Here is a 23,226-nt window from a genome sequence, read left to right as displayed (position 1 = left end):
CGTGCCGGTCGACGAGGTGACGCCGGCGGTCCGCCCGGCCCCCGCCGGCCCGCCGCGACGGGCCGCGTCGGGGGCGCGGGTCACCCCGCCTCGCGGTCGCGGCGGCCGGCGCTCCGAGCGCCTCGCCCCGTACGTGCTGCTGGCCCCGGCCCTGCTGATCCTGCTGCTGCTGCGGTTCTGGCCGCTGCTGCTGGGGGTGAACTTCTCGTTCACCGGCGACGGCGAGCGCGACGGGTCGGCGGTCGGGCTGGCCAACTACCTGGAGCTGGCGCGGGACCCGCTGTTCCTGGGCGCGCTGCGCAACGTCGGGCTGCTCGTGCTGCTGCTGCCGGTGGCGGTGGCGATCCCCGGCCTGCTGGCCACCTTCATCTACCTGCGGGTCCCCGGGCACCGGCTGTACCGCAGCGTCTACTTCTTCCCGGCCGTGCTGTCCCCGGTCATCGTCGGGGCCATCTTCAACCTCCTGCTCGCCTTCGACGGCCCGCTCAACGCCCTGCTCGGCGGGGTGGGCGTCGGGCCGGTGGACTGGCTGGGCGACCCGGACGTGGCGATGTTCGTGGTGGTCGGGGTGCACGTCTGGGCGACCTTCGGGATGGCGCTGGTGGTGTTCCTCGCCGGCTTCGCCACCCTGGACGCCTCCCTGCTGGACGCCGCCCGGGTGGACGGCGCGTCGTTGCCGCAGACCATCCGGCACGTGATCGTGCCCAGCCTCTCCCGCACCATCCAGTTCGTCGTCGTCACCACGATGATCGGGATGCTGACCTCCATGTTCGGTCTGCTCTACGTGATGACCAGCGGCGGCCCGGAGGGCTCCACCTACCTGCCGGAGTACTACATCTGGATCCAGCAGGGGCAGCTCAACCGGCCGGCGCTCGCCTCGGCCGCCTCGACGGTGCTCTTCCTCATCATGCTCGTGGTGGGGCTGGGGCAGATCAGCCTGCTCCGGCGGGCGGTGAGGGAGGCGTGATGTCCCACCTGCGGTGGGGGCGGTGGCTGCTCGCGCTCCCGATGGCCGTGCTGGCCCTGGCGACCGTCTACCCCCTGGCGTTCACCCTCAACGTGGCCATGAAGACCCGCCGCGAGTACGTCCTCGACCGGTTCTCCCTGGCCGACGCCCTACGCTTCGAGAACATCGGCGCGGCGTGGAACAGCGTGGGGATGGCCCGCTACCTGGCCAACTCGGTGGGCGTGGTGACGGCCTCGGTGCTCCTGCTGCTGCTCTTCGGCTCGATGGCCGGTTTCGCGTTGAGCCAGCTACGGTTCCGGGGCTCGTCGGTGCTCTTCCTGTGCTGCCTCGCGGCGCTGTTCGTGCCGTTCCAGGTGATCATGGTGCCGCTGGCCCGGGTCATGGCGGACGCCGGCCTGGTCGACACCTACCCGGGGCTCGTGCTGGCCTACGTGGCGCAGTTCCTGCCGTTCACGATCTTCCTGATGACCAGCTACTACAAGACCATCCCGACCGAGATCATCGACGCGGCCCGGATCGACGGCAACAGCGTCTACGGGGTCTACCGGCGGATCATGCTGCCGCTGGGCACCCCGGCGCTGCTGTCGGTCGGCATCCTCGACGCCCTGTTCTGCTGGAACGACGTGCTGATCGCGCTCCTGCTGATGCCCTCGGCCGAGCACCGCACGCTGATGGTCGGGGTCACCTCGCTGCGCGGCCAGTACTCCGACGACATCCCCACCTTCGCCTCCGGGGTGCTGATCGCCGCGGTGCCCGTCCTGGTGATCTACCTCTTCCTCCAGCGTCAGATCGCCGACGGTGTCGCCGCCGGCGCCACGAAGGGCTGACATGCGGATCACCGGATACCGGACCCTGACCACCGTGCAGGAGTGGGGGCGGCCCGTCGGCGACGCCAACGGCGTGTTCGCCGACGGGGTGACCGCCGTGCCGATCGTCCTGGTCGACACCGACGAGGGCATCACCGGCGTCGGCCTAGGACCGCACACCGACCTCGAACGGATCTTCGCCGCGATCGACGGGGAGGACCCCCGCGCGGTGACCACCCTCTACGACCGGATGCTGCGGCAGACCTTCAAGGCGGGCCACGCCGGCTCGGTGTTCGGCACCATCGGCGCGCTGGACACCGCGCTGTGGGACATCAAGGCCCAGGCGGCGGGGCAACCCCTGTGGCGGCTGCTCGGCGGACGCGACCGGCGGGTGCCCGCCTACGCCTCCGGCCTGGACATCGGCCTCGACGACGACGCGCTCGCCGCGGCGTACGCGGTCTACGCCCGGCACGGGCTGCGGGCCGCCAAGCTCAAGGGCGGCCTCGACATCGAGCGCGACCGGCACCGGCTGCACGTGGTCCGCGACGTGCTGACCGAGGCCGGTCGGGGGCAGCGGCCCGGCCTGATGCTCGACGTGAACGAGGCGTGGACCCGCAAGCAGGCCGTACGGCACGTGAGCGAACTCGAACGCACCCTGGACCTCGTCTGGATCGAGGAACCCGTCCGCCGGTGGGACGCCGAGGGCCTGGCCGTCGTCGGACGCGGCATCCGGGCGTCCGTCGCCACCGGGGAGAACCTCACCGGCCTGGAGCAGTACCGGCCGCTGATCGCCGCGGCGGCGGTCGACGTCGTGCAGATGGCCGCGGTGTGGGGGATCACCCACTTCCTGCGGGTGTCCGCCCTGGCGCACGCCTACGACCTGCCGGTCAGCCCGATCGGCAACCACCCCGTCGGCCTGCTGCACGCCGCCACGTCGGTGCCCAACCACATGGTCAGCGAGTTGCAGGACCTCCACCCGCCGGTCGGGATCACCCGCGACCTGCACGTCGAGGACGGTGCGTTCGTCCTCGGCGACTCCCCGGGGCTGGGCGTCACGGTCTGCGAGGAGGAGATCGGCAGGTACCCGCGCCGCTCCGACGTACCGACGCCGGACGGTCCCAACGTACGGCCGGAACGGGCCGGGCGTCGGTTGCTGGCCGTGGCCGATCCGGCCGTCACCCCGGCGGGCCGGTACGGCACCCCGCTGCCCGACGCCCCGACGTACCACCACCACGACGGCCTGCCGTCCGCCGTCCCGCACTGACCCGACCGCGAGGGAGCACGTATGAAGGCAGTGGTCTACCGCAGCGCCCGGCACCTGGAGGTGCAGCGGCGCGCGCCGGAGCCACCGGGGCCGGGCCAGCTGCGGATCGCGGTGGCCTACACCGGGATCTGCGGCACCGACCTGCACGTCTACCACGGGGAAATGGACGCCCGGGTGGGCCCGCCGGCGGTGATCGGGCACGAGATGTCCGGCCGGGTGGCCGAGGTGGGTGAGGGTGTCACCGGCTTCGCCGTGGGCCAGCCGGTCACCGTGATGCCGACCCGGTTCTGCGGCCGGTGCGCCGCCTGCCGGCGGGGCAACGCGCACGTCTGCCACGCCATGGACTTCCTCGGGGTGGACTCGCCCGGCGCGATGCAGTCCTCCTGGACCGTCCCGGCCGACCTGGTGGTGCCGCTGCCCGACGACCTGCCCCTGGACCGGGCCGCCCTGGTCGAACCGGTCGCGGTGGCCGTGCACGACGTGCGGCGGGGCCGGGTGACCGACGCCGACCAGGTGGTGGTCGTCGGCGGTGGGCCGATCGGTGTGCTCGTCGCCACCGTCGCCCGGCACCGGGGCGCGCGGGTCCTGCTCGTCGAACCTGACCCGTTCCGCCGGTCGGTGGCCGCCGGGGTCGGGATCGACGCGGTCGACCCGGCCGGCACCGACGTGGTGGCGCTGGTCGACGAGCGTACCGACGGCGCGGGAGCGGACGTGGCCTTCGAGGTGTCCGGGTCCGCCGCCGGGGTCGGCACCGCCGTCGACGTGCTGACCACCCGGGGCCGGCTGGTCATGGTGGCGATCCATCCGCAGCCCCGGCCGGTGAACCTGCACCGGGTCTTCTGGCGCGAGTTGGAGCTGCTCGGCGCGCGGCTCTACCAGCGCGAGGACATGGTGGAGGCGGTCCGGCTGGTCGCCTCCGTTGTGGTGCCGGTCGGGCAGCTCATCTCCCGGGTGGTGCCCGTCGAGGCGGCGGCGTCGGCGTTCACCGCCCTGGAGGAGGGCGGCGGCGTGCTGAAGGTGCTGCTCGACTGGCAGGAGGCCGACCGATGAACGCCCTGTTCGACCTCTCCGGCCGCACGGCCGTGGTGACCGGCGCGCGCCGGGGCATCGGGCTGGCCATGGCCGAGGCGCTGGCCGTCGCCGGTGCCGACGTCGTCGGTGTCTCGGCGAACATGGAGGCCACCGGCAGCGAGGTGGAGCAGCGGGTACGCGCGGCGGGCCGCTCGTTCACCGCGCTGCGTACCGACCTGGCCGACCGGGCCGCGGTCCGCCGGCTCGTCGCCGACCTGCACGACCTCGGCCCGGTCGACATCCTGGTCAACAACGGCGGCACGATCGCCCGCACCCCGGCCGCCGAGCACCCCGACGAGATGTGGGACCACGTCATCGAGGTGAACCTGAGCAGCCAGTTCGTGTTGAGCCGGGAGATCGGCCGGGAGATGGTGGCCCGCGGACGAGGGAAGATCATTTTCACCGCGTCGCTGCTCAGCTTCCAGGGCGGCATCACCGTCCCCGGCTACGCCGCCGCGAAGTCCGGCCTCGCCGGGCTGACCAAGGCGCTGGCCAACGAGTGGGCGGCGCACGGGGTCAACGTCAACGCCATCGCCCCCGGCTACATCGCCACCGACAACACCCGGGCGCTACGCGAGGACCCGGAACGCGACCGGGCCATCCTGACCCGCATCCCGGCTGGCCGGTGGGGGGACGCCACCGACCTGGCCGGCGCGACGGTGTTCCTGGCCGCGCGTGCGTCGGACTACGTCAACGGCATCGTCCTGCCCGTCGACGGCGGATGGCTGGGCCGGTGAGCGCGCCACCCGGCACCGTCGACGCCCACCACCACCTCTGGGTGCGGGCCCGGCACCCGCAGCCCTGGATCGACCCGGCCACCATGGCCGCCATCGACGCCGACTTCACCCCGGACGACCTGGCCCGGGTCACCCGCGCCGCCGGGGTCACCGAGACCGTGCTGGTGCAGGCCAACTCCACCGAGGCCGAGACGGTGGACCTGCTGGGCGTCGCCGCCGACCACCCGCTCGTCCGGGGGGTCGTCGGCTGGCTGGACGTCACGACGCCGGACGTCGCCGACCGGCTGGCCCGGCTGCGGGCGGCCCGCGGTGGCCACCTGCTGGTCGGCGTCCGCTACAGCGTGCAGGACGAGCCCGACCCGGGGTTCCTGGACCGGGCCGACGTGCGGCGGGGGATCACCTCGGTGGGTGCCGCCGGTCTCGCCTTCGACCTGCTGGTCCGGCAGCACCAACTGGGCGCGGCCGGCCGGCTGGCCCGCGACCTGCCCGAGGTGCGGTTCGTCCTGGACCATCTCGGCAAGCCCGCCCTCGGCGGGACGGACCTCGACGACTGGGCCCGCCACCTGCGCGCCCTGGCCGCCCCGGCCAACACCACGGCGAAACTCTCCGGCCTGGTCACCGAGGTGCACCGGCCACCCTGGACACCGCAGGACCTGCGCCCGGCCGTCGAGCACGCCCTCGACGCGTTCGGTCCGGACCGGCTGATGTTCGGCTCCGACTGGCCGGTCTGCCTGCTCGCCAGCACGTACGACAGGTGGGTCGACACGCTCGCGGAGCTGCTGGACCCGCTGGGTGACGACGAGCGGGCGGCGATCTGGCGGCACACCGCCCGTCGGGTCTACCGGCCGGAGTCGTCGTGAGGACCCGTCCGCTGCCACGGCGGCCCTCGGTACGCCTCACCGCGCTGGGATTCGGCGCGGCACAGGCCGGCAACCTCTACCGGGCCACCACCGATGAGGAGTTCGCCGCCGCCGTCGACACCGCCTGGGCGGGTGGCCTGCGCTACTTCGACACCGCGCCGCACTACGGGCTCGGGCTGTCCGAACGGCGCATCGGCGCGGCGCTGCGTACCCGGCCGCGCGACGAGTACGTGGTGTCGACGAAGGTCGGCCGGCTGCTCGTACCGTCGCCGCAGGACGCGCACCGGCGCGACCCGGAAGGGTTCGACGTGCCCGCCGACCACCGGCGGGTCTGGGACTTCAGCCGCGACGGCGTGCTCCGCTCGCTGGAGTCCAGCCTGGCCCGCACCGGCCTGGACCGGGTGGACGTCGTCTACCTGCACGACCCCGACGACCACTGGGAACAGGCCGCCACCGAGGCGGTGCCCGCCCTGGTGGAGCTGCGCGACCAGGGCGTGGTGGGGGCCATCGGGGCCGGCATGAACCAGTCCCACCTGCTCACCCGGTTCGTCGAGGAGACCGACGTCGACGTGGTGATGTGCGCCGGCCGGTACACCCTGCTGGAACAGGGGGCGCTGGCCGACCTGCTGCCCGCCGCCGAGCGCCGGGGCGTCGGCGTGGTGGTCGCCGGGGTCTACAACTCCGGACTGTTGTCGCAGGACCGGCCCCCGGCCGACGCCACCTACAACTACCAGCAGGCCCCACCGGAGCTGATCGACCGGGCCCACCGGATCGCCGACGTCTGCCAGGCGTACGGCGTCACCCTGCCGCAGGCGGCGCTCGCCTTCGTCCGTTCCCATCCCGCCGTCGTCTCGACTGTCGTCGGCCTGCGTAACCGCGCGCAGGTCACGCAGACGCTGACCCGCGCGGACGCCGACGTCCCGGCGGCGCTGTGGCCGGCGCTGCGGGCCGCCGGGCTGCTCACCCCGGTCGCGGCATGATTCCACCGCGACGCCGGGCACCCCACCACCCCACCACGATTGGAGTCCCACCCGTGTCCGTCCCGACATCACCCGCCCGGCGCGGGCCGGTGCTGGCCGGCCTGGCCGCCACGGCGCTCGCCGCCACGGTCGCCGTGCTCGCCCCGGCCGGTCCCGCCCTCGCCGCCACCACCACCCTCTACGCGTCCCCCGCCGGCAGCGGCACCGCCTGCTCCACCAGCCAGCCCTGCTCGCTGACCGAGGCGCAGAACGCCGTCCGGTCCCGCACCGCCGGGATGTCCGGCGACATCGTCGTCGAGCTGGCCGACGGCGTCTACCGGCTGGCCGCGCCGCTGCGGTTCACCGCCGCCGACTCCGGCACCAACGGCTACACCGTGACCTGGCGGGCCGCCGCGTCGGCCCGCCCGCAGATCAGCGGGGCCCGTGCGGTCACCGGCTGGTCGCAGGTCGACGCCGGGAAGAACATCTGGCGGGCGAACGTGCCCGCCGGGCTCGACAGCCGGCAGCTCTACGTCAACGGGGCGGTAGCCACCCGGGCCCGCACCGCCGTGAACCGGGCCGACTTCACCTTCACCACCAGCGGCATGCGGTTCAGCAACGGCGCGCTGAGCTACCTCAACAACCTGGGCAACCAGAACCGGGTCGAGGTGGAGAGCGTCGGCTCGTTCACCGACCGGTACTCCCCGGTGCAGAGCATCAGCGGCAACTTCCTCACGATGCAGCAGCCGGCCTGGAACAACAACACGTTCGGCTTCGACACCCTGTCCAAGCCGCACCGCGCCGGCCCGTTCTACCTGGCCAACGCGTACGAGTTCCTGGACAGCCCGGGGGAGTGGTACCTGAACCCGGGCAGTGGGCAGCTCAACTACATCCCGCTGGCCGGGCAGAACATGAACAGCGTCAGCGTGGAGCTGCCGCAGTTGCAGTCCCTGGTCAACGTGGGCGGCACGTACGACGCCCCGGCGCACCACATCGCGTTCAGCGGGATCACCTTCACCGGCACCAGTTGGCTCGGCCCGAGCAGCAGCAACGGCTTCGCCGACCAGCAGACCGGCGCGCACATCACCGGCACCTGGGCCCGCCCCGCCGACGCGCTGACCTCCTGCCAGGAGGGCTGCCCGCTGTTCGAGGCGACCCGGCCGAACTGGAACCAGATGCCGGCCGCCGTGCAGGTCTCCGCCGCCAACACCATCACCTTCAGCGACTCCCAGTTCGTCAACCTCGGGCAGACCGCCATCGGCATCGGCAACGACGCCAACGCGCATGCCAGCGGGGTCGGCCTGGGGGCCAGCAACATCACCGTCACCCGTTCCGAGATCGCCCGCAGCTCGGCCGGCGGTGTGGTGGTCGGCGGGGTACGCGCCGACGCCCACCACCCGGGCGACCAGCGGATGACCAACCGGAACATCACCATCAGCAACAACCGGGTGCACGACCTCGGCCTGGAGTACCGGGGCGTGGTGTCGATCCTGACCACGTACGTCAACACCTCGTCGGTGTCGCACAACGAGGTCTACAACATGCCGTACACCGGGCTGTCGGTCGGGTACGGCTGGGGCGCCAACGACGCGGGTGGCAGCAACCACTACGCCAACCGTGGGCTGTACAACTACCAGCCGCGCTACTCGACCGCCACCACGGCGGCCAACAACCAGGTCGTCGGCAACTACGTGCACGACGTGATGCAGCAGATGACCGACGGCGGCTGCATCTACACGCTGTCGGCCAACCCGGGCGGCAGCATCACCGAGAACCACTGCCTGCGCACCAACGGCTGGTTCGGGCTCTACTTCGACGAGGGCTCCCGCTACTACACCGCCCGCAACAACGTCTTCGCCAACACCGGCACCTGGGCCACCGCCAACTACTGGTACGCCGAGAACATGGGCAACTTCACCGTCACCTCCAACTGGTCGACCAACAACAGCACCAACGTGACCAACGGTGACCGGGGCAACGTGGTCAACAACAACACGGTGGTCAGCAACAACAACTGGCCGTCGGGCGCGCAGACCGTGATGGCCAACGCGGGCGTGCAGGGCACGAGCAACCCACCGGCGCAGGGCGTGCAGATCGTCGGCGGGCAGTCCGGTCGGTGCGCCGAGATCGGCGGCTCCAGCACGACCAACGGCACCCAGGCCCAGCTCTGGGACTGCACCGGTGCGGCCAACCAGCGGTTCACCCAGACCACCGCCCGGCAGCTCATGGTCTACGGCACCAAGTGCCTGGACGCCTCCGGGCAGGGCACCGGCAACGGCACCCAGGTGGTGATCTGGGACTGCAACGGGCAGGCCAACCAGCAGTGGAACGTCAACGCCAACGGCACGATCACCGGCGTGCAGTCCGGCCTGTGCCTGGACGCCAACGGTGCCGGTACGGCCAACGGCACCAAGCTGATCCTCTGGGCCTGCAACGGCGGTACCAACCAGCAGTGGAGCCTGCGGAGCTGACCGGCCGACCGTCGGGGTGCGCGGGCTGCGCACCCCGACGGTCGTCGCCCCGGGCCACCGCCGCGCGGGCGGCCGGTCAGGAGGTGTGCCGGCGGCAGCGGGCGAGTTCGGTGCGCAGCTCGCGACGCAGTGACCGGTCCAGGTCGGGCGCGGCGAGCGCGGCGGCGAAGTCCCGGGCGGCGGCATCCCAGCGGCCGAGTCGGACCAGCGCGGTGCCCCGGTTGTAGCGGGGCACCGGCGCCGCCGACAGCGCGACCGCCCGGTCCAGGTCGGCCACGGCGTCGGTCACCGCACCCCGGTCGAACCGGACGGCGGCCCGGTTCGTCCACGCCTCGACCAGCTCCGGATCGCCGGCCAACGCGCGGCTGAACAACTCCTCGGCCCCGGTCGGGTCACCGCGCTCGGAGCGGATCAGCCCGAGCGTGCACAGCAGGGCCGGCTCCTGCGGGGCCCGCGCCAGCCCGGCCCGCGCCCCCGCCTCGGCGGCGTCGAGCGCACCCCGGCCGAGGTGCAGGTTGACCAGGGCGATCCGGGCGTCGAGGTGCCCCGGCTCGATGGCGAGCACCCGGTCCAGGTCGTCGCGCGCCCGCCCGGTGCGGCCCCGTTCCTGGTGCAGCACCGCCCGGTTGTAGTACGCCTCCGGCAGGTGCGGACCGAGCCGGATCGCGCTGCCGTAGTCCCGGATCGCGGCCCGGTGCCGTCCGGCGGCCCGGTGCAGGGCGGCCCGGTCCACGTAGTACTCACAGTTGTCGGGGTCGTGGCCGATCACCGTGTCGAGTTCGGCCAGGGCCCGTTGCGGGTCGCCCAGCGCCAGGTGGACCTGGGCCCGGTTGTGCCGCAGCCGGGCCACGTCCTGCGGGCGTTCGCCCGGTGCGAGTACCGCCGTCAGCCGGGCCAGCCCGTCGTCGATCAGGCGCAGCGCCCGTTCCGGTTCGCCCGCCCGGCTGTCCAGCAGGGCCATGCCCTGCTCGTAGAAGACGGTCGACAGCACCCGCTGCCGCGTGTCGGGCACCGTGCGGGCGAGCCGGAGCGCCTGCGCCAGCCAGTGCCGCGCCCGCGCCGGGTCCTGCGCGTCGGCGGGCAGGTGGCGCGCGTACAACATGGCGGTGGCGTACGCGGCCGACATGGTGATCTTCGGATCGTCGGTGACGGTCCGGGTCTCGTGGTAGAGGTCGAGCGCCTCGGTGGCCCGGTCCAGCGCCGCCAGGGCGGTGGCCAGGCCGGTGGTGAACGACCACCAGTGCGGCAGGTCGTCGTGCGGGGTGACCAGGGTGCGTCCGCGCCGGGCGGTGCGGGCCGCGTGATGATAGAAGCCGGCGGCCAGGCTCTCGCCGAGGGCGGTGCGCAGGGCCGCCGGGCTCGGGTCGACCGCTGGCCGGGCCGGTCCGTCGTCGCACAGGTCCAGCCGCACCGGGTACGCCCCGAGTCGGCCGGCGAGCGTGTCCAGCAGTTCGCGGGTGGTCTCGTCGGCCGCGCCGACGTGCGTGAACCGGAGCGTGACCGGGCGGCGCAGGGTGCCCGCCCAGGCCGCCACGAATTCGGTCGCGCCGTAGGCCAGGGCGGCGGTGCGTCGGGCGGGGTGGAACCTGATCGGCGCCTCGTCGGCGGCGGGGCGGGCCGTCGGGTCGAGCCGGGGCGCGATGGCCCGCAGTTCGGTGCGGTGCCGGGCGGCCAGTCGGGGGCGGTCGGCGGCGATCCGCTGGAGCAGGTCGGCGACCCCGGCGTACGGCCCGAGGTCACGGTGGCAGTCGTACCCCGGCGGCTCGTCGGTCACGGTCGGGCCGGTGCCGCCGAGGGCGGGCGCCCGGGGGCGCCCGCCCGGCCGGCAGTTACCAGCACCACTCGATCCAGAGCCGGCGGGCGCCGGACACCAGACGCAGTGCACTCGTACGACGGACGGTCATCTTCTTCATGGGCACCTCCGTGGTCGTCCACTCCGGACTGGGCAGAGCCTAAACCCGATCAAGGAAAATGCGAAGAGTGCTCGGGAACCTCCTTCCGGGATGGCCCGGCCGGTCACCGGGGAGTGCACCAGCGGCGTCAGCCGGAACCGGTGGGTGCGGCAGCGCCGCCGAGCCGGCGGTGGGCCGGCACCGCCCCTAGGATCGGTGTGGAGGTGGACGAGGCATGAGACTCGGACTGCACTACTGGAACTACTCGACCCCGACCGACCCGGCGGCGATCGCACCGACGCTGATCGAGACCGCGACGATCGCCGAGGAGGCCGGGGTCGCGTCGTTCACCGTGATGGACCACTACTTCCAGATGGAGGCGATGGCCCCGGCCGAGGAGCCGATGCTGGAGGCGTACACGACGCTGGGCTTCGTCGCGGCGCGGACCTCCCGGATGACGCTCGGTGTGCTGGTCACCGGCGTGATGTACCGCTACCCGGGGCTGCTCGCCAAGATCGTGACCACGCTGGACGTGCTCTCCGGCGGCCGGGCCCGGTTGGGTATCGGCGCGTCCTGGTACGAGCGTGAGCAGCGGGGCCTCGGGGTGCCTGTGGTTCCGGTGGCCGAGCGGTTCGAGCGGCTGGAGGAGACGCTGCTGATCTGCCGGCAGATGTGGAGCGACGACAACGGGCCGTTCGAGGGCCGGCACTACCGGCTGGCCGAGACGCTCAACTCGCCGCAACCGCTGCGACGTCCCCACCCGCCGGTCATGATCGGCGGCAGCGGCGAGAAGAAGACCCTGCTGCTGGTGGCCCGCTACGCCGACGCCTGCAACCTGTTCGGCAGCAGCCCGGCCGAGGTGGCGCACAAGCTGGACGTGCTGCGCGGGCACTGCGCCGCCGAGGGCCGCGACTACGACACCATCGACAAGACGGTCATCATGATCCGGCCGCCGCTGGCCGACGTGGACGCGTTCCTCGCCGAGGTGGCCGGGTACGCAGCGCTCGGGGTTACCGAGGTGCAGGTCACCCCGGACCGGCACCCGGTGGAGTTCACCCGACGGATCGCCGACGAGGTGCTGCCGAAGCTGACCACGATCGGCTGAAGGTCGGTCGACCCGGCCCGCCGCCGCGCTGCCGGCGATCCGGCCGGTATGCGCCGGTGTCGTCCGCCCGCCGGCTGTGGTCCGCCGCCGGTGTCGTCCGCCCGCCGGCTGTGGTCCGCCGCCGGTGTCGTCCGCCCGCCACCGGGCCGGCGGGCGGACGACCTGACGGTCACTGGCTGAGCCGGGCCACCTCGTCGGCGGTGAGCCGCAGCCCGGCCGGGGCCACGCTGCGCCCCGTCGCGGGGGTGGTCGGCGGGTCGACCGGCCGGCGCAGGTGCCAGTCGGTGACCGCCTGGTAGGCGGCGACCACCGACAACAACCGGTCCTCGCCGTACGGCAGGCCACCGAGGATGGTGCCGATCGGCAGGCCCGCGCCGGTGAAACCGATCGGGAAGCCGATCTCGGGCAGGCCGAGGATGTCGAACGGCACAGGGCCGGTCTGCACCACCACGTCGCAGTGCGCGAAGAGCTGGTCCAGCACCCGCTCCATCAGCAGCAGCTTGGCCCGCTGACCGGTGATGAACTCGCCGCCGCCCAGCAGCGCCCCCTGCAACCAGCCGGTCACCGACACCCCGAAACCCCGCAGGTCGGTACGCAGGTAGGGCAGGAAGGGCTCGGTGCGCTCGGGCAGCCGTACGTTGTTGAACGCGCTGCCGGTGAGCAGGTCCCACTCGTCGGGCAGCGGCACGTCGACGATGGTCGCGCCGGTGATCGCGGCGAGTTTCGCCAGGTACGCCTGCCGGGCCAGCGCGGTCTCCGAGGTGCCGGCGGTGAAGCCGGGCAGCACCCCGATCCGGGTCTTCCACCGCAGCTTGAGCTTGCCGCCCTGGTAGGTGGGGGTGGCCGCGTCGATCAGCTTGGGCACCGCGGGCAGGCCCTGGCTGCGCGGGTCGGCCGGGTCCTCACCGGCCATCGCGGTGAGCATGATGGCCGCGTCCTTGGCGTCGCGGGCCAGCGGGCCGGGGTGGTCGCGGGTGTAGCTGAGCGGGATGATCCCGTGCAGCGACACCCGTCCCATGGTCGGCTTGAGCCCGGTGAGGTTCTGCGCGTTGGACGGCGCGGTGATCGAGCCGCCGGTCTGGGTGCCGGTGCCGCAGGCGGCGAGCCGTCCGGCCACGGCGGTGGCGGTGCCCGTGGACGACCCGCCCGGGTCGGTGGCCGGGTTGGTGGGGGTCCAGGCGTTGACCGTGGTGACCACCCCGGCGGGGGTGGTGGCCCGGGTGGTGGCCAGCGGGCCCATCTGGGTCTTGCCCAGCACGATCGCCCCGCCGCCGGTGACCAGCCGGGTCACCGCCGTGGCGTCGTAGGGGGGCCGGAAGTCGGCGAACAGGTAGGAGCTGGCGGTGGTCGGCACCCCGGCGGTGTAGTAGTTGTCCTTGATGGCCAACGGGATGCCGTGCAGCGCGCCCCGGTGCGGCTTGCGGGCCATCGCGCGGGCCGCCTTGACCGCCTGCTCGGCGAGCACCAGGTTGAACGCCTGGTAGGTCGTCTCGTAGCGGCTGATCCGGGCCAGGTACGCCTCGACCAGCTTCTCCGGGGTGAGTTTCCCGGCCCGGATGAGCCAGGCGGCCTCGGCGACGGTCAGTTCGGTCGGGTCGGCCACCGCCTCCGGGCGCGGCTTGACGTAGGCGTTCGGCACGGCCAGCGCCGGGTTGTAGCGGCCGGGCGGGGCGACCGCCGCGCGGCTGACGCCGGCCGCCGAGGCGACGGCGGGCAGCCCGACGACGCCACCGACCGCCGAGGCGGTGGCCAGCGCGGCGGTCCGGGCGAGGAAGGCGCGACGGTCGACGCCGCGGTCGGCAGGTGCTGTGCTCATCACTTCCGCCATTCCGTGCTGATCGAGGGGTAGAGCATCGGCGCGGGCTGCTGGGACAGCGCCATGGCCACGGCGGGGTCGGTGCCGGCCGGGGCGGGCGGCTGATAGGCGGCGAGGGTGCCGACGGTGCCGCGGACGAAGGAGCGCAGCGAGGCCAGCACGGAGTCCCGGCCGGGGGAGCCGGTCTGCGGGTCGGCGGTGGTTCCGGGGGGAAGCTGGTCGAGGTCGATGCCGAGCGACGCGAGCCGGGCGCGGATGAGGACGTCCAGTTCCGCGTCGGTCGGTGGGGTGGGGGCCATGACGCTCCTTGAGGGGTGGGCGACGATGCCCCACTGTCGAGCCGGATCGTGTCACGGACGTGACATGTTGATCTCGGCATCGTGAAGCCACGCAGGTCAATGCCGTGATACGGGGCCTCCCGATGTGCGCCGATCGCGGTCCACGGTCGACGGACCGGGACGCGGCGCCGCCGTCCGGCGTCGCGCCCGTCGGGCGTGGGCGATGGGACGTAATAGAAATTGTTGCTTCTGGTGGGTCGATCGGTGAGACTGTCCCGGTGGCGGCGAACAGCAGGGTGACGATCGCGGCCCACGCCCTGGCTTGGCTGGAACTGGCCAGGCGTCGCGGCCGGCTGGTGCTCACCTCCGAGGAGGTGGCGGCGAGCATCAACACGAACGCCGTCATCGTCCGGCGCAGCCTCGGTGACCTGCACCGGGCTGGCCTGGTGACGGCCCGTCGCGGCAACGGCGCGGGCTTCTCCCTCGGGCGGCCGGCGGCGGAGATCACGTTGTCGGACGTCTGGCTCGCCGTCTCGCCGGAGCCGCTGCTCGCCCTGCATCCCGGCGTGCCCAACCTGGAGTGCCCGGTGGGACGCGGAATCCGCCCCGTCCTCACCGACCTGTACGGCGAGGCGACCGACTCGTTCCGGGAGTCGCTGGCCCGCTGGACCGTCGCCGACGTCCTGGAGAGGATCCTGTGGTGATCGTCGAACTGCGCTGCTACACGCTGCGTGCGGGGCGCCGCGACGAACTGGTCGAGCTGTTCGACCGCGAGTTCGTGGAAACCCAGGAGGAGCAGGGGATGGCCGTGCTGGGCCAGTTCCGTGACCTCGACCGTCCCGACCGGTTCGTGTGGTTGCGGGGCTTCACCGACATGTCCGCGCGCCGCAGGGGCCTGGCGGCCTTCTACTCCGGCCCGGTGTGGGCCCGGCACGGGCCGGCCGCGAACGCGACCATGCTCGACTCGGACGACGTGCTGCTGCTCCGGGAGATCGTCGCGGTGCCGACGTACGACCGCGACACCGCCGACCCCGGATCCCTTCTGTACGTGACGATCTGGCACGGGGCCGGCCCGCTCCCCGACCCCGTCCGGGTCCCGCCGGACACCCTGGCCGTGCTGGGGACCGAGTACGCTCCGAACGACTATCCCCGGCTCCCGGTCCGCGAGAACGTGCACGTGCTGGTGTGGCTGACCCGCGAACCGCTGCGGGTGGAAGTCCCCTCCGGGGTGACGCGGACCGAGCGGCACCGCCTCGGTCCCACCCGCCGCTCCCGCCTGTACTGACTCTCAACGGCGACGATCGATACCGCACCGGCCGGTCCGTCGGTGCCGCTGTTCTGATCCACGCAGGTCAGCGGCCATGTCGGCCGACATGTTCTTGACCCCGCAGGGGGTGAAAACTAGAGTCCACTCGGTTAACGTTAACAATGACGTAAATCGATTGAGACTTGCTCGTCGGTGTCGGGTCATGGTCGAACCCTCCCGGCGACACAGCAGGCCGGTGCCGTCCGGGCCCAGGTCACCGGGGAAGCGCGTACCACCACCATCACCCAGGAGGACGAGGCATGACGCACGAGCAGAGCGAACCGGAGAGCGGCCGACGGCGGCTGAGCCGCAGGGCTGTCCTGACCACGATCGGGGCCGTGCCCGTCGCGGCGGCCACCGCGGCCCTGGGGGCCACGGGGGCCTCGGCCGCCCCGGCCAGCATCAACCTGTCGGCGTCCCGGCAGACGATCAAGGGCTACGGCGCGATGACCCACGCCGGCTGGATCGGCGACCTGACCGCCGCCCAGCGGGAGACGGCGTTCGGCACCGGTGAGGGCCGGCTCGGCTTCTCCGTGCTGCGCATCCCGGTCGGCGAGAGCCAGGCGGACTGGAGTCGTGACCTGGCCACGGCCAAGCGTGCGGCCGAACTCGGGGTGACCGTCTTCGCCTCGCCGTGGAACCCCCCGGCCAGCATGATCGAGACGTTCACCCGGGGCAGCCAGACCAACGCCAAGCGCCTGCGCGCCAGCTCCTACGCCGCGTACGCCCAGTACCTGAACGACTTCACCGTGTACATGCGCAACAACGGGGTGAACCTCTACGCGATCTCCGTGCAGAACGAGCCCGACTACGCCCACGACTGGACGTGGTGGACCTCCGGCGAGATCATCAAGTTCCTCAAGGAGAACTCCGGGGTGATCAGCACCCGGGTGATGGCGCCGGAATCGTTCCAGTACGTCAAGTCGATGTCGGACCCGATCCTCAACGACGCCACCGCGCTGGCCAACGTCGACATCATCGGAGCCCACCTCTACGGCACCTCGTACTCGAACTTCCCGTACCCGCTGTTCAAGCAGAAGGGGGCGGGCAAGGAACTGTGGATGACCGAGGTCTACTACCCGAACAGCAACGCGAACTCGGGTGACGCCTGGCCGGAGGCGCTCGACGTCGGCGAGCACATCCACCGGTCCATGGTCGACGCCGAGTTCCAGACGTACGTCTGGTGGTACCTGCGGCGCAGCTACGGCCCCATGCGCGAGGACGGCCAGATCAGCAAGCGGGGCGCGATCATGGCCCAGTACGCCCGGTTCGTGCGGCCCGGGTACGTCCGCGTCGACGCCACGGCCAACCCGGCGTCGAACGTCTACGTCTCGGCCTACCGGGGTGGCAACACCGTGGTCATCGTCGCGGTCAACAAGAACACCTCGGCGGTGAGCCAGCAGTTCACCCTCTCCGGCGCCACCGCGTCGGGCAGCGTGCAGAACTGGCTGACCGACGGCAGCCGCAACGTCGCCCCGCAGAGCGCGCTGACCATGTCCAACGGTTCGCTGACCGTCAACCTGCCCGCGCGCAGCGTGATGACGTTCGTGACCAGTGTCAACGGCACGACGCCGACCCCCACCCCGACCGTGACGCCCACGGGCACCCCGACCCCGACCCCGACGCCCACCCCCACCCCCACCCCCACCCCCACGGCGGGCGGCAGCGGACCCCGGGTCGGCTACACCATGAACAGCTGGGACTCCGGCTTCACCGCCAGCATCAGCATCACCAACACCGGCACCTCGACGATCGACGGCTGGACGTTGGTGTTCACCCTGCCGTCGGGCCAGTCCATCACGTCGGCCTGGAGCGCCACCATTTCGCCCACCAGCGGCCAGGTGAGCGCCCGCAACGTCAGCTACAACGGCACGATCGCCCCCGGCGCCACCGTCGAGATCGGCTTCCAGGCCAGCCACACCGGCAACACCGCCAAACCGACCGCCTTCACCCTCAACGGCATCCCCTGCACGGTCGCCTGACCGGTCGACCGGAGCGACCTCCGTACGGCCGCCGCGGACACCGCGGCGGCCGTACCCGTTGCGGGTGCTTGCTCCTCACGCGGCGTGAGGGCAGATAGTCGGTGCCGTGGACGAACACCTGACCGTGGGACGGGTGGCGGAACTGGCCGGGGTCACCGTCCGGACGCTGCACCACTACGACGAGATCGGCCTGCTGACGCCGTCCGCGCGGACGGCGGCGGGGCACCGCGCCTACGCGCCCGCCGACGTACGGCGGCTGCGCGAGGTGCTCGGCTACCGGCGACTCGGGTTCGGACTCCGGCAGATCGCGGACCTGGTGGACGATCCGGCGACCGACCCCGTCGCGCACCTGTGCCGGCTGCGCGGCCTGCTGACCGACCAGCGCGACCGGGCCGCCGCCCTGGTCGCGGCGATCGACCGGGAGCTGCAGGCGCGGGCGCTGGGGATCGCCACCACCCCGGAGGAGCAGCTACGGGTCTTCGGCGGCCGGTTGTACGACACCATCGGCAGCGCCTACCCGGCGACCCGGCGCACCGACTCCCGGATCGCCGCCCGCATCTGGGCGGCGTTGGGCGACGCCCGGACCGTGCTCAACGTCGGGGCCGGCACCGGCTCCTACGAACCCGGCGACCGTGCGGTGACGGCGGTGGAGCCGTCGGCGGTGATGCGGGCGCTGCGTCCGGCCGACGCCGCGCCGTGCGTGGCCGCCGCCGCGGGGGACCTGCCGTTCGCCGACGGGTCCTTCGACGCGGCGATGGCGGTCAGCACCGTGCACCACTGGCCGGACCCGGTCGCCGGGCTGCGGGAGATGCGCCGGGTGGCCCGGCGGGTGGTGGTGTTCACCTACGACGCCGACGGCACCGGCTGGCGGGAGCGGTTCTGGCTGACCCGCGACTACCTGCCGGAGTTCGCCGGCCTGCTGGTCGACTGGCCCCCGCTGGGCGAGCTGACCGCCGCGATCGGTGGGCGTGCCGAGCCGGTGGACGTCCCGTGGGACTGCGCCGACGGCCTGTTCGAGGCGTACTGGCGACGGCCTGAGGCGTACCTGGACGAGCGGGTGCGGCGCGCGGTGTCGGTGTGGACCCGGGTCGGGCCGCAGGCCGAACGGCGGGCCGTCGGGATGCTCCGGGAGGACCTGGCGTCGGGCCGGTGGACGCAACGCAACGGGGACCTGCTGGGTCGCGACACCGCGGAGCTGGGCCTGCGCCTGCTGGTGGCCTGAACAGCCCGGCCGGGGTCGCTCCGTGACGGGGCCGACGTGGGCAGGGCCGACGTGGGCAGGGCCGGGAGCTCCGCCGGATGACCGGACCGGCCGGGCCGCCGCCACGGTCAGCCCTGGCGGGTCGGTCGGATGGTCAGGTCGCCGATCTCGACGTCGTCGGGTTGGTCGACGGCGAAGGCGATCGCGCGGGCGACCGCGCCGGGGTCGAGTCCGATCTCGGCCATGGTCTGCTGCACCTCCCCGCGTACCGTGGGGTCGTCGATCGCCCGGTCGACGAACTCGGTGCGGACGTAACCGGGGGAGATCGAGGTCGTCCGCAGCGCTCCGCTGGTGCTCTCCTGCCGCAGGCCCTCCAGCAGGGTGCGCACCGCGTTCTTCGTCCCGGCGTACACCGCCTGGGTGGGAACGATCTTCAGGCCGGCGGTCGAGACGACCGTGACGAGGTGGCCGCCGCCCTGGCGGGTGAAGACGGGCAGGGCGGCGGCGATCCCGTGCAGGACGCCCTTGACGTTCACGTCGACCATCGCCGACCAGCCCTCGACGTCCAGCTCGGCGACGGTGCTGATCCTGCTGATCCCGGCGTTGCCCACCAGGACGTCCAGCCGGCCGAAACGTTCCACCGCGAGGGCGACCAGGGACCGCAGGTCGTCCGGGGCGGTGACGTCCACCCGGGTGGCGACCGCCGTGCCGCCCGCGGCCTCGATCTCGGCGACCAGGCGGTCGAGCCGGTCGGTGCGCCGGGCACCGAGGACGACCGACGCGCCGAGCGCGGCGAGGTGGCGGGCGGTCGCCGCGCCGATGCCGCTGCTGGCGCCGGTGATCGCGACGACCTTTCCGGGGATGGTCATGGTGCTCCTCGGGGTAGAGTGGACACATGTCCGGTTATCCCGACGAGCCTAGCGGACACGTGTCCGCTTCTGTCAAGGGCGCGGCGTTTCGCGCCGACGCGCGGCGCAACCGCGAACGCATCCTCCGCGCGGCCCGCGACCTGGTGCACGAACCGGGCGAGCTGAAGCTCAACGCGGTGGCGAAGGCCTGCGGCATCGGGCAGGGCACCCTGTACCGGCACTTTCCCACCCGGGAGGACCTGCTCGTCGAGGTGTACCGCCACGAGGTCGACGACCTGGTCGCGGCGGCCCCGCAACTGCTGGCCACCCACCCGCCGGTGGCGGCGTTGGCGGCCTGGTTCGACCGGGTGGCCGCCTACGCCCGGGTCAAGCGGGACGTGTTCGCCGCCGTCGAGGCGGCGACCTGGCGTGACCTCGCCGCGCACAGTCTCGGCCCGATCGGCGATGCGGTGGAACTGCTGCTCGCCGCCGGCCGCTCGGCCGGCAGCATCCGCGCCGACGTCGAGGCCCGGGACGTCATCGTCCTGATCGGTTGGCTCTCCCGACTGGACGACACCGAGCTGGACAGACGGGGGCCGCGCCTGCTGGCCGTCCTCGTCGACGGCCTCCGCGCCCCCGACCGGATTGTCACCGGTAGCGGTTAGCCTGCCGTCATGGTCAGCGCCGAACTCGACGAGTTGGTCGTCCCCGACGCGGACGCGCTGCGCGCCTGGCTGTCGGCCCACCACGACACCTCACCAGGCGTCTGGCTCGCCCTGACCCGCAAGGGCGGCACGGTCACCACCCTGACCTGGCAGCAGGCGGTCGACGAGGGGTTGTGCTTCGGCTGGATCGACGGGCAGGCCCGCAAGCGGGACCAGGAGAGTTCCTGGATCAGGTTCACCCCCCGCCGGGCGCGCAGCATCTGGTCGCAACGCAACGTCGCCCACGTGGCCCGGCTGGAGGAACAGGGCCGGATGCAGCCCCCGGGACGGGCCGCGGTGGAGGCCGCCAAGGCGGACGGACGGTGGGCCGCGGCCTACGCCCCGCCGTCGGAGGTCGAGGTGCCCGCCGACCTGCTCGCCGCGGTCGCCGCCGACCCCGCCGCGCAGGCCATGTTCGACGTGCTCACCCGGACCAACCTGTTCGCGCTCGTGCACCGGCTCAACGCGGTGAAACGGGCGCAGACCCGGGAACGGAAGATCGCCGAGTTCGTCGCCATGCTGGCCCGCCACGAGACGCCCCACCCGCAGCGGGCCCGGCCACCACAGGCCCCGTGACCCGACGCGCCTACCGGGGTGGCGCGGGCCAGGCGTCGGCGCACAGGGCGTAGGTGTAGCCGTCCACCCAGCCCCGTTCGGCGTGCCACGAGTCGCCGACGCCGTGCTGCTCGCGACGCATGCCGACCTTCTCCAGCACCCGTACCGAGGCGAGGTTGTCGGCGAAGCACCCGGCGGTGATCCGGCGGACGCCCAACCGGGTGAACGCGTACCCCACCATCGCGGTGACCGCCTCGGTGGCAAAGCCCCGGCCGCCGTGGGCCGGGTCGAAGATGTAGCCGAGCTGGGCCTCGGTGCGGGTCGGCATACCCGGCTGGCCCATCCCGTCCAGCACGTCGAGCGAGACCGTGCCGATCACCAGGCCGTCCAGGACGACCGCCCGGCTGTGGTCGTCGGGGTCGTCGGCGGCGCGCCGCCAGGCCGCCCGGAACGCCGCCGGCTCCACCTCGGTCCGCAGCAGCCAGTACGTCACCTCGGGCAGGTTGCGGTATTCGAGGATGCGGTCGACGTCGCCGTCACCCACCGGGCGCAGGCTCAGGCGGGGCGTACGCAGCGTGGTGCCGTCCATGCGGCCGGACTCTAACCCATCCCGGACGTCGCCCGCCGCCGTCGACGGCCCCGCCGCCGGTGGACGCTCGCACCCGCTGGTCTTTCGCCTCTGACCACCCCGGTTCGCGGATCGCGACCGCCACGGTGGCGCGGACGCGGGAGATGTGGGACACCGGACCCGGGGGTGTGCATTCCCCCTATAGTGCGGCATTGTCATACATCCGCCGGTCGGTGCCCAGCCGGGCGGCGTGATCACGGGAGGCACCGGATGGCGGGCTATCGGCCGCCGCTTCGCCGGCGGCCGGCGGCAGGACCCGCCATCGACGCCGATCCCGAGGTCAGGGTGCAGCCACCGCCCTGGCAGCGGTACACCATGACCGACCCCGACGAGGTGTGCGCCTTCTTCCGGGCCACCTTCGCCGACATCGACATCGTGCTGTCCGCACCCGGACCGGCGGGGGTCGAGCTGCGCGGCACGGGTGTCACGCTCGGCGGTGTCGCCGTGCATGGTCTGCGGTGCTCGGCGCACATCCGCACGGACGGCGTACGGGAGGACCTGGTCAACATCGTCCACCTGCGTCGTGGCCGACTCGCGGTGACCGACCGCCGGACGGTCGACCGGGTCGCGGTCGGCGGGGTGGTCGTCCTGCCGGTGGACCGCAGGGTCGAGGTGACGTGCGACGCCGTCGTTCACCGTCGGAATCCCCACGGCGCTGGTCGACGAGGTCGCCCGGTCCCGGCACGGCGGGGGCCGGCGGGTGCGTTTCGAGGGCGTCCGCCCGGTCTCGGCCGGGCTGCAACGGCACTGGCTGGGGACGCTGGCGTACGTGCGGCAGGTGGTGCTGGCCGACGTCGACCTGGCGACCAACCCGCTGATCGTCGGGCAGGTCCGGCACCTGCTGGCGGCGGCGGCGCTGGCGGACTTCCCGAGCATCCCCGTGCCGCTTCAGCGGCGGGGGCCGGGCGTCGTCGCGCCGTCGGTGGTCCGTCGCGCGATGGACCACGTGGAGGCCCACCTCGACCGCTACGTGTCACTGGCGGAGCTGGCCGAGGCTGCCGGGGTGTCCCCCCGGGGCCTGCAGTACGCCTTCCGCCGGCACCAGGGCACCACCCCGGCCCGGTTCGCCCGGCGGGCCCGGCTGGACCGCGCCCACCGGGACCTGCGCGACGGTGACCCGACGGCGGGGGACACGGTCGCGGCGATCGCCGCCCGGTGGGGCTTCGTCGACGCGAAGCGGTTCGCCACCGACTACCGCGCCGCCTACGGTCAGCCGCCCAGCCGTACCCTGCGGGGCTGACCGGGGCCTGGTCGACCGCCGCCGTGCGTCGGCCCGGCCCGGTGAGCTGCTCGCCCGGCGGGGTCGGTGGCGGTCGGGCGTGTTTGGATGATCCGGTGGAGTTCACCGTGACAGACGCGCCGGACCGGGAGCGGTTCGAGGCGCGCGACGAGACCGGGGCGCTGGCCGGACTGGTCACCTACCAGTTGACCGGTGCCATCATCGCCTACACGCACACCGAGGTCGACCCGGCGTTCGAGGGGCGGGGTGTCGGCTCGACGCTGGCCCGCGCGGTCATGGACGACGCCCGCGCCCGGGGCCGTACGGTGGTGCCGATCTGCCCGTTCCTCGCCGACTGGCTGGGCCGGCACCCGGAGTACGCGGACATCGTGGCCCGCTCCACCCGCCGGATCAAGTAGCCCGGGGCCGCCGGGCTCCCGGGTGGTGAGCGGGCGGGTGCGCAGCGCATCGGCGGGCGGCGCATCCTTGACGGGGTCTGATTGTTGCGTTGACAATTCCAGCCTGTTAACGCTCACATGACGCCGAGGAATCCCCCC

At 73.0% G+C, this 23,226-nt stretch carries 22 protein-coding genes; 17 read left to right on the top strand and 5 right to left on the bottom strand.

Translation table 11 applies throughout. The features are described 5' to 3' along the window. Window position 1 precedes the first annotated feature (1 nt). From ACN261_RS27595 to ACN261_RS27560, 8 genes are read left to right on the top strand one after another with little or no spacing between them, the layout of a single operon-like run. Window positions 2-967: a carbohydrate ABC transporter permease gene (locus ACN261_RS27595; protein ID WP_421482573.1), complete on the top strand. Its 966-nt coding sequence runs from the start codon at window positions 2-4 to the stop codon at window positions 965-967. After that, the gene (locus ACN261_RS27590; protein WP_204923126.1) at window positions 967-1,794 is read left to right on the top strand and encodes a carbohydrate ABC transporter permease; all 828 of its coding nucleotides are present in this window, start codon (window positions 967-969) and stop codon (window positions 1,792-1,794) included. Before ACN261_RS27595 ends, ACN261_RS27590 begins: the two co-directional genes overlap by 1 nt. 1 nt (window position 1,795) lies before the next feature. Next, a complete protein-coding gene (locus ACN261_RS27585) occupies window positions 1,796-3,037 on the top strand; it encodes a mandelate racemase/muconate lactonizing enzyme family protein (RefSeq protein WP_421482571.1) in 1,242 nt (413 codons plus the stop codon). Window positions 3,038-3,058: 21 nt separating this feature from the next. Next, a complete protein-coding gene (locus ACN261_RS27580; RefSeq protein WP_425852923.1) occupies window positions 3,059-4,087 on the top strand; it encodes a zinc-dependent alcohol dehydrogenase in 1,029 nt (342 codons plus the stop codon). Then, entirely contained in the window at window positions 4,084-4,845 is a 762-nt protein-coding gene (locus ACN261_RS27575; protein WP_421482569.1) for an SDR family NAD(P)-dependent oxidoreductase, read from the top strand. Before ACN261_RS27580 ends, ACN261_RS27575 begins: the two co-directional genes overlap by 4 nt. Continuing rightward, window positions 4,842-5,705, top strand: coding sequence for an amidohydrolase family protein (locus tag ACN261_RS27570; protein WP_425852920.1), 864 nt, complete (start codon window positions 4,842-4,844; stop codon window positions 5,703-5,705). Before ACN261_RS27575 ends, ACN261_RS27570 begins: the two co-directional genes overlap by 4 nt. Beyond that, window positions 5,702-6,685, top strand: coding sequence for an aldo/keto reductase (locus ACN261_RS27565; RefSeq protein WP_421482567.1), 984 nt, complete (start codon window positions 5,702-5,704; stop codon window positions 6,683-6,685). The genes ACN261_RS27570 and ACN261_RS27565 overlap by 4 nt, the downstream gene beginning before the upstream one ends. Window positions 6,686-6,738: 53 nt before the next feature. After that, window positions 6,739-9,135 carry an RICIN domain-containing protein gene (locus tag ACN261_RS27560; RefSeq protein ID WP_421482566.1) on the top strand — a complete coding sequence of 799 codons (2,397 nt, stop codon included), beginning with the start codon at window positions 6,739-6,741 and terminating at the stop codon, window positions 9,133-9,135. A 76-nt stretch (window positions 9,136-9,211) separates the two neighbouring features. On the opposite strand, the gene ACN261_RS27555 is transcribed toward ACN261_RS27560, so the two are convergent. Then, entirely contained in the window at window positions 9,212-10,909 is a 1,698-nt protein-coding gene (locus ACN261_RS27555; RefSeq protein ID WP_425852918.1) for a tetratricopeptide repeat protein, read from the bottom strand. A 353-nt stretch (window positions 10,910-11,262) separates the two neighbouring features. On the opposite strand from ACN261_RS27555, the gene ACN261_RS27550 reads away from it, so the two are divergent. Beyond that, window positions 11,263-12,132: an LLM class F420-dependent oxidoreductase gene (locus ACN261_RS27550; protein WP_421482564.1), complete on the top strand. Its 870-nt coding sequence runs from the start codon at window positions 11,263-11,265 to the stop codon at window positions 12,130-12,132. 169 nt (window positions 12,133-12,301) lie between these two features. On the opposite strand, the gene ACN261_RS27545 is transcribed toward ACN261_RS27550, so the two are convergent. After that, on the bottom strand, window positions 12,302-13,948 hold the full coding sequence (locus tag ACN261_RS27545) for an amidase (protein ID WP_421482563.1): 1,647 nt from the start codon (window positions 13,946-13,948) through the stop codon (window positions 12,302-12,304). Beyond that, entirely contained in the window at window positions 13,948-14,247 is a 300-nt protein-coding gene (locus ACN261_RS27540; protein ID WP_204923113.1) for a hypothetical protein, read from the bottom strand. Before ACN261_RS27540 ends, ACN261_RS27545 begins: the two co-directional genes overlap by 1 nt. 257 nt (window positions 14,248-14,504) lie before the next feature. Between ACN261_RS27540 and ACN261_RS27535 the strand changes: the two genes are divergently transcribed. The 4 genes from ACN261_RS27535 to ACN261_RS27520 all read left to right on the top strand — a co-directional run bounded on the left by ACN261_RS27535 (window position 14,505) and on the right by ACN261_RS27520 (window position 18,736). Next, window positions 14,505-14,930, top strand: a complete 426-nt coding sequence (locus tag ACN261_RS27535) for an Rrf2 family transcriptional regulator (protein ID WP_425852915.1) — start codon at window positions 14,505-14,507, stop codon at window positions 14,928-14,930. Further along, the gene (locus ACN261_RS27530) at window positions 14,927-15,511 is read left to right on the top strand and encodes an NIPSNAP family protein (protein WP_421482561.1); all 585 of its coding nucleotides are present in this window, start codon (window positions 14,927-14,929) and stop codon (window positions 15,509-15,511) included. Before ACN261_RS27535 ends, ACN261_RS27530 begins: the two co-directional genes overlap by 4 nt. Window positions 15,512-15,792: 281 nt before the next feature. Further along, window positions 15,793-17,514: a cellulose binding domain-containing protein gene (locus ACN261_RS27525; RefSeq protein ID WP_421482560.1), complete on the top strand. Its 1,722-nt coding sequence runs from the start codon at window positions 15,793-15,795 to the stop codon at window positions 17,512-17,514. Window positions 17,515-17,620: 106 nt separating this feature from the next. Beyond that, entirely contained in the window at window positions 17,621-18,736 is a 1,116-nt protein-coding gene (locus ACN261_RS27520; protein ID WP_425852912.1) for a MerR family transcriptional regulator, read from the top strand. A 107-nt stretch (window positions 18,737-18,843) separates the two neighbouring features. Here the strand turns inward: ACN261_RS27520 and ACN261_RS27515 are convergent, their stop codons facing one another. Beyond that, on the bottom strand, window positions 18,844-19,584 hold the full coding sequence (locus ACN261_RS27515) for an SDR family oxidoreductase (protein ID WP_421482557.1): 741 nt from the start codon (window positions 19,582-19,584) through the stop codon (window positions 18,844-18,846). A 59-nt stretch (window positions 19,585-19,643) separates the two neighbouring features. Here ACN261_RS27515 and ACN261_RS27510 point away from each other — a divergent pair, with 59 nt between their 5' ends. Then, window positions 19,644-20,228, top strand: a complete 585-nt coding sequence (locus ACN261_RS27510; RefSeq protein ID WP_425852910.1) for a TetR/AcrR family transcriptional regulator — start codon at window positions 19,644-19,646, stop codon at window positions 20,226-20,228. 9 nt (window positions 20,229-20,237) lie between these two features. Then, entirely contained in the window at window positions 20,238-20,843 is a 606-nt protein-coding gene (locus ACN261_RS27505; RefSeq protein ID WP_425852909.1) for a YdeI/OmpD-associated family protein, read from the top strand. Window positions 20,844-20,853: 10 nt separating this feature from the next. Here the strand turns inward: ACN261_RS27505 and ACN261_RS27500 are convergent, their stop codons facing one another. Continuing rightward, window positions 20,854-21,411: a GNAT family N-acetyltransferase gene (locus ACN261_RS27500; protein WP_425852908.1), complete on the bottom strand. Its 558-nt coding sequence runs from the start codon at window positions 21,409-21,411 to the stop codon at window positions 20,854-20,856. Between the two features lie 739 nt (window positions 21,412-22,150). Here ACN261_RS27500 and ACN261_RS27495 point away from each other — a divergent pair. Both ACN261_RS27495 and ACN261_RS27490 read left to right on the top strand, forming a co-directional pair. After that, window positions 22,151-22,690, top strand: a complete 540-nt coding sequence (locus ACN261_RS27495) for a helix-turn-helix domain-containing protein (RefSeq protein ID WP_425852906.1) — start codon at window positions 22,151-22,153, stop codon at window positions 22,688-22,690. Between the two features lie 107 nt (window positions 22,691-22,797). Continuing rightward, the gene (locus tag ACN261_RS27490; protein WP_302744239.1) at window positions 22,798-23,088 is read left to right on the top strand and encodes a GNAT family N-acetyltransferase; all 291 of its coding nucleotides are present in this window, start codon (window positions 22,798-22,800) and stop codon (window positions 23,086-23,088) included. Window positions 23,089-23,226 lie beyond the last annotated feature (138 nt).

The organism is Micromonospora sp. WMMD723 (genome assembly GCF_049863385.1).
In the GTDB taxonomy this organism is placed as follows: Bacteria; Actinomycetota; Actinomycetes; order Mycobacteriales; family Micromonosporaceae; genus Micromonospora; species Micromonospora wenchangensis.
The sequence above is the reverse complement of the archived record's forward strand: the minus strand, read 5'-3'. Positions and strand labels throughout refer to the sequence as shown.

Bases quoted from the DNA above. Each gene is read 5' to 3' on its own strand.
- ACN261_RS27590 (WP_204923126.1), top strand. From the start codon at position 967: ATGTCCCACCTGCGGTGGGGGCGGTGGCTGCTCGCGCTCCCGATGGCC.
- ACN261_RS27585 (WP_421482571.1), top strand. From the start codon at position 1,796: ATGCGGATCACCGGATACCGGACCCTGACCACCGTGCAGGAGTGGGGG.
- ACN261_RS27580 (WP_425852923.1), top strand. From the start codon at position 3,059: ATGAAGGCAGTGGTCTACCGCAGCGCCCGGCACCTGGAGGTGCAGCGG.
- ACN261_RS27575 (WP_421482569.1), top strand. From the start codon at position 4,084: ATGAACGCCCTGTTCGACCTCTCCGGCCGCACGGCCGTGGTGACCGGC.
- ACN261_RS27550 (WP_421482564.1), top strand. From the start codon at position 11,263: ATGAGACTCGGACTGCACTACTGGAACTACTCGACCCCGACCGACCCG.
- ACN261_RS27545 (WP_421482563.1), bottom strand. From the start codon at position 13,948: ATGAGCACAGCACCTGCCGACCGCGGCGTCGACCGTCGCGCCTTCCTC.
- ACN261_RS27540 (WP_204923113.1), bottom strand. From the start codon at position 14,247: ATGGCCCCCACCCCACCGACCGACGCGGAACTGGACGTCCTCATCCGC.
- ACN261_RS27525 (WP_421482560.1), top strand. From the start codon at position 15,793: ATGACGCACGAGCAGAGCGAACCGGAGAGCGGCCGACGGCGGCTGAGC.
- ACN261_RS27515 (WP_421482557.1), bottom strand. From the start codon at position 19,584: ATGACCATCCCCGGAAAGGTCGTCGCGATCACCGGCGCCAGCAGCGGC.
- ACN261_RS27505 (WP_425852909.1), top strand. From the start codon at position 20,238: ATGGTCAGCGCCGAACTCGACGAGTTGGTCGTCCCCGACGCGGACGCG.
- ACN261_RS27500 (WP_425852908.1), bottom strand. From the start codon at position 21,411: ATGGACGGCACCACGCTGCGTACGCCCCGCCTGAGCCTGCGCCCGGTG.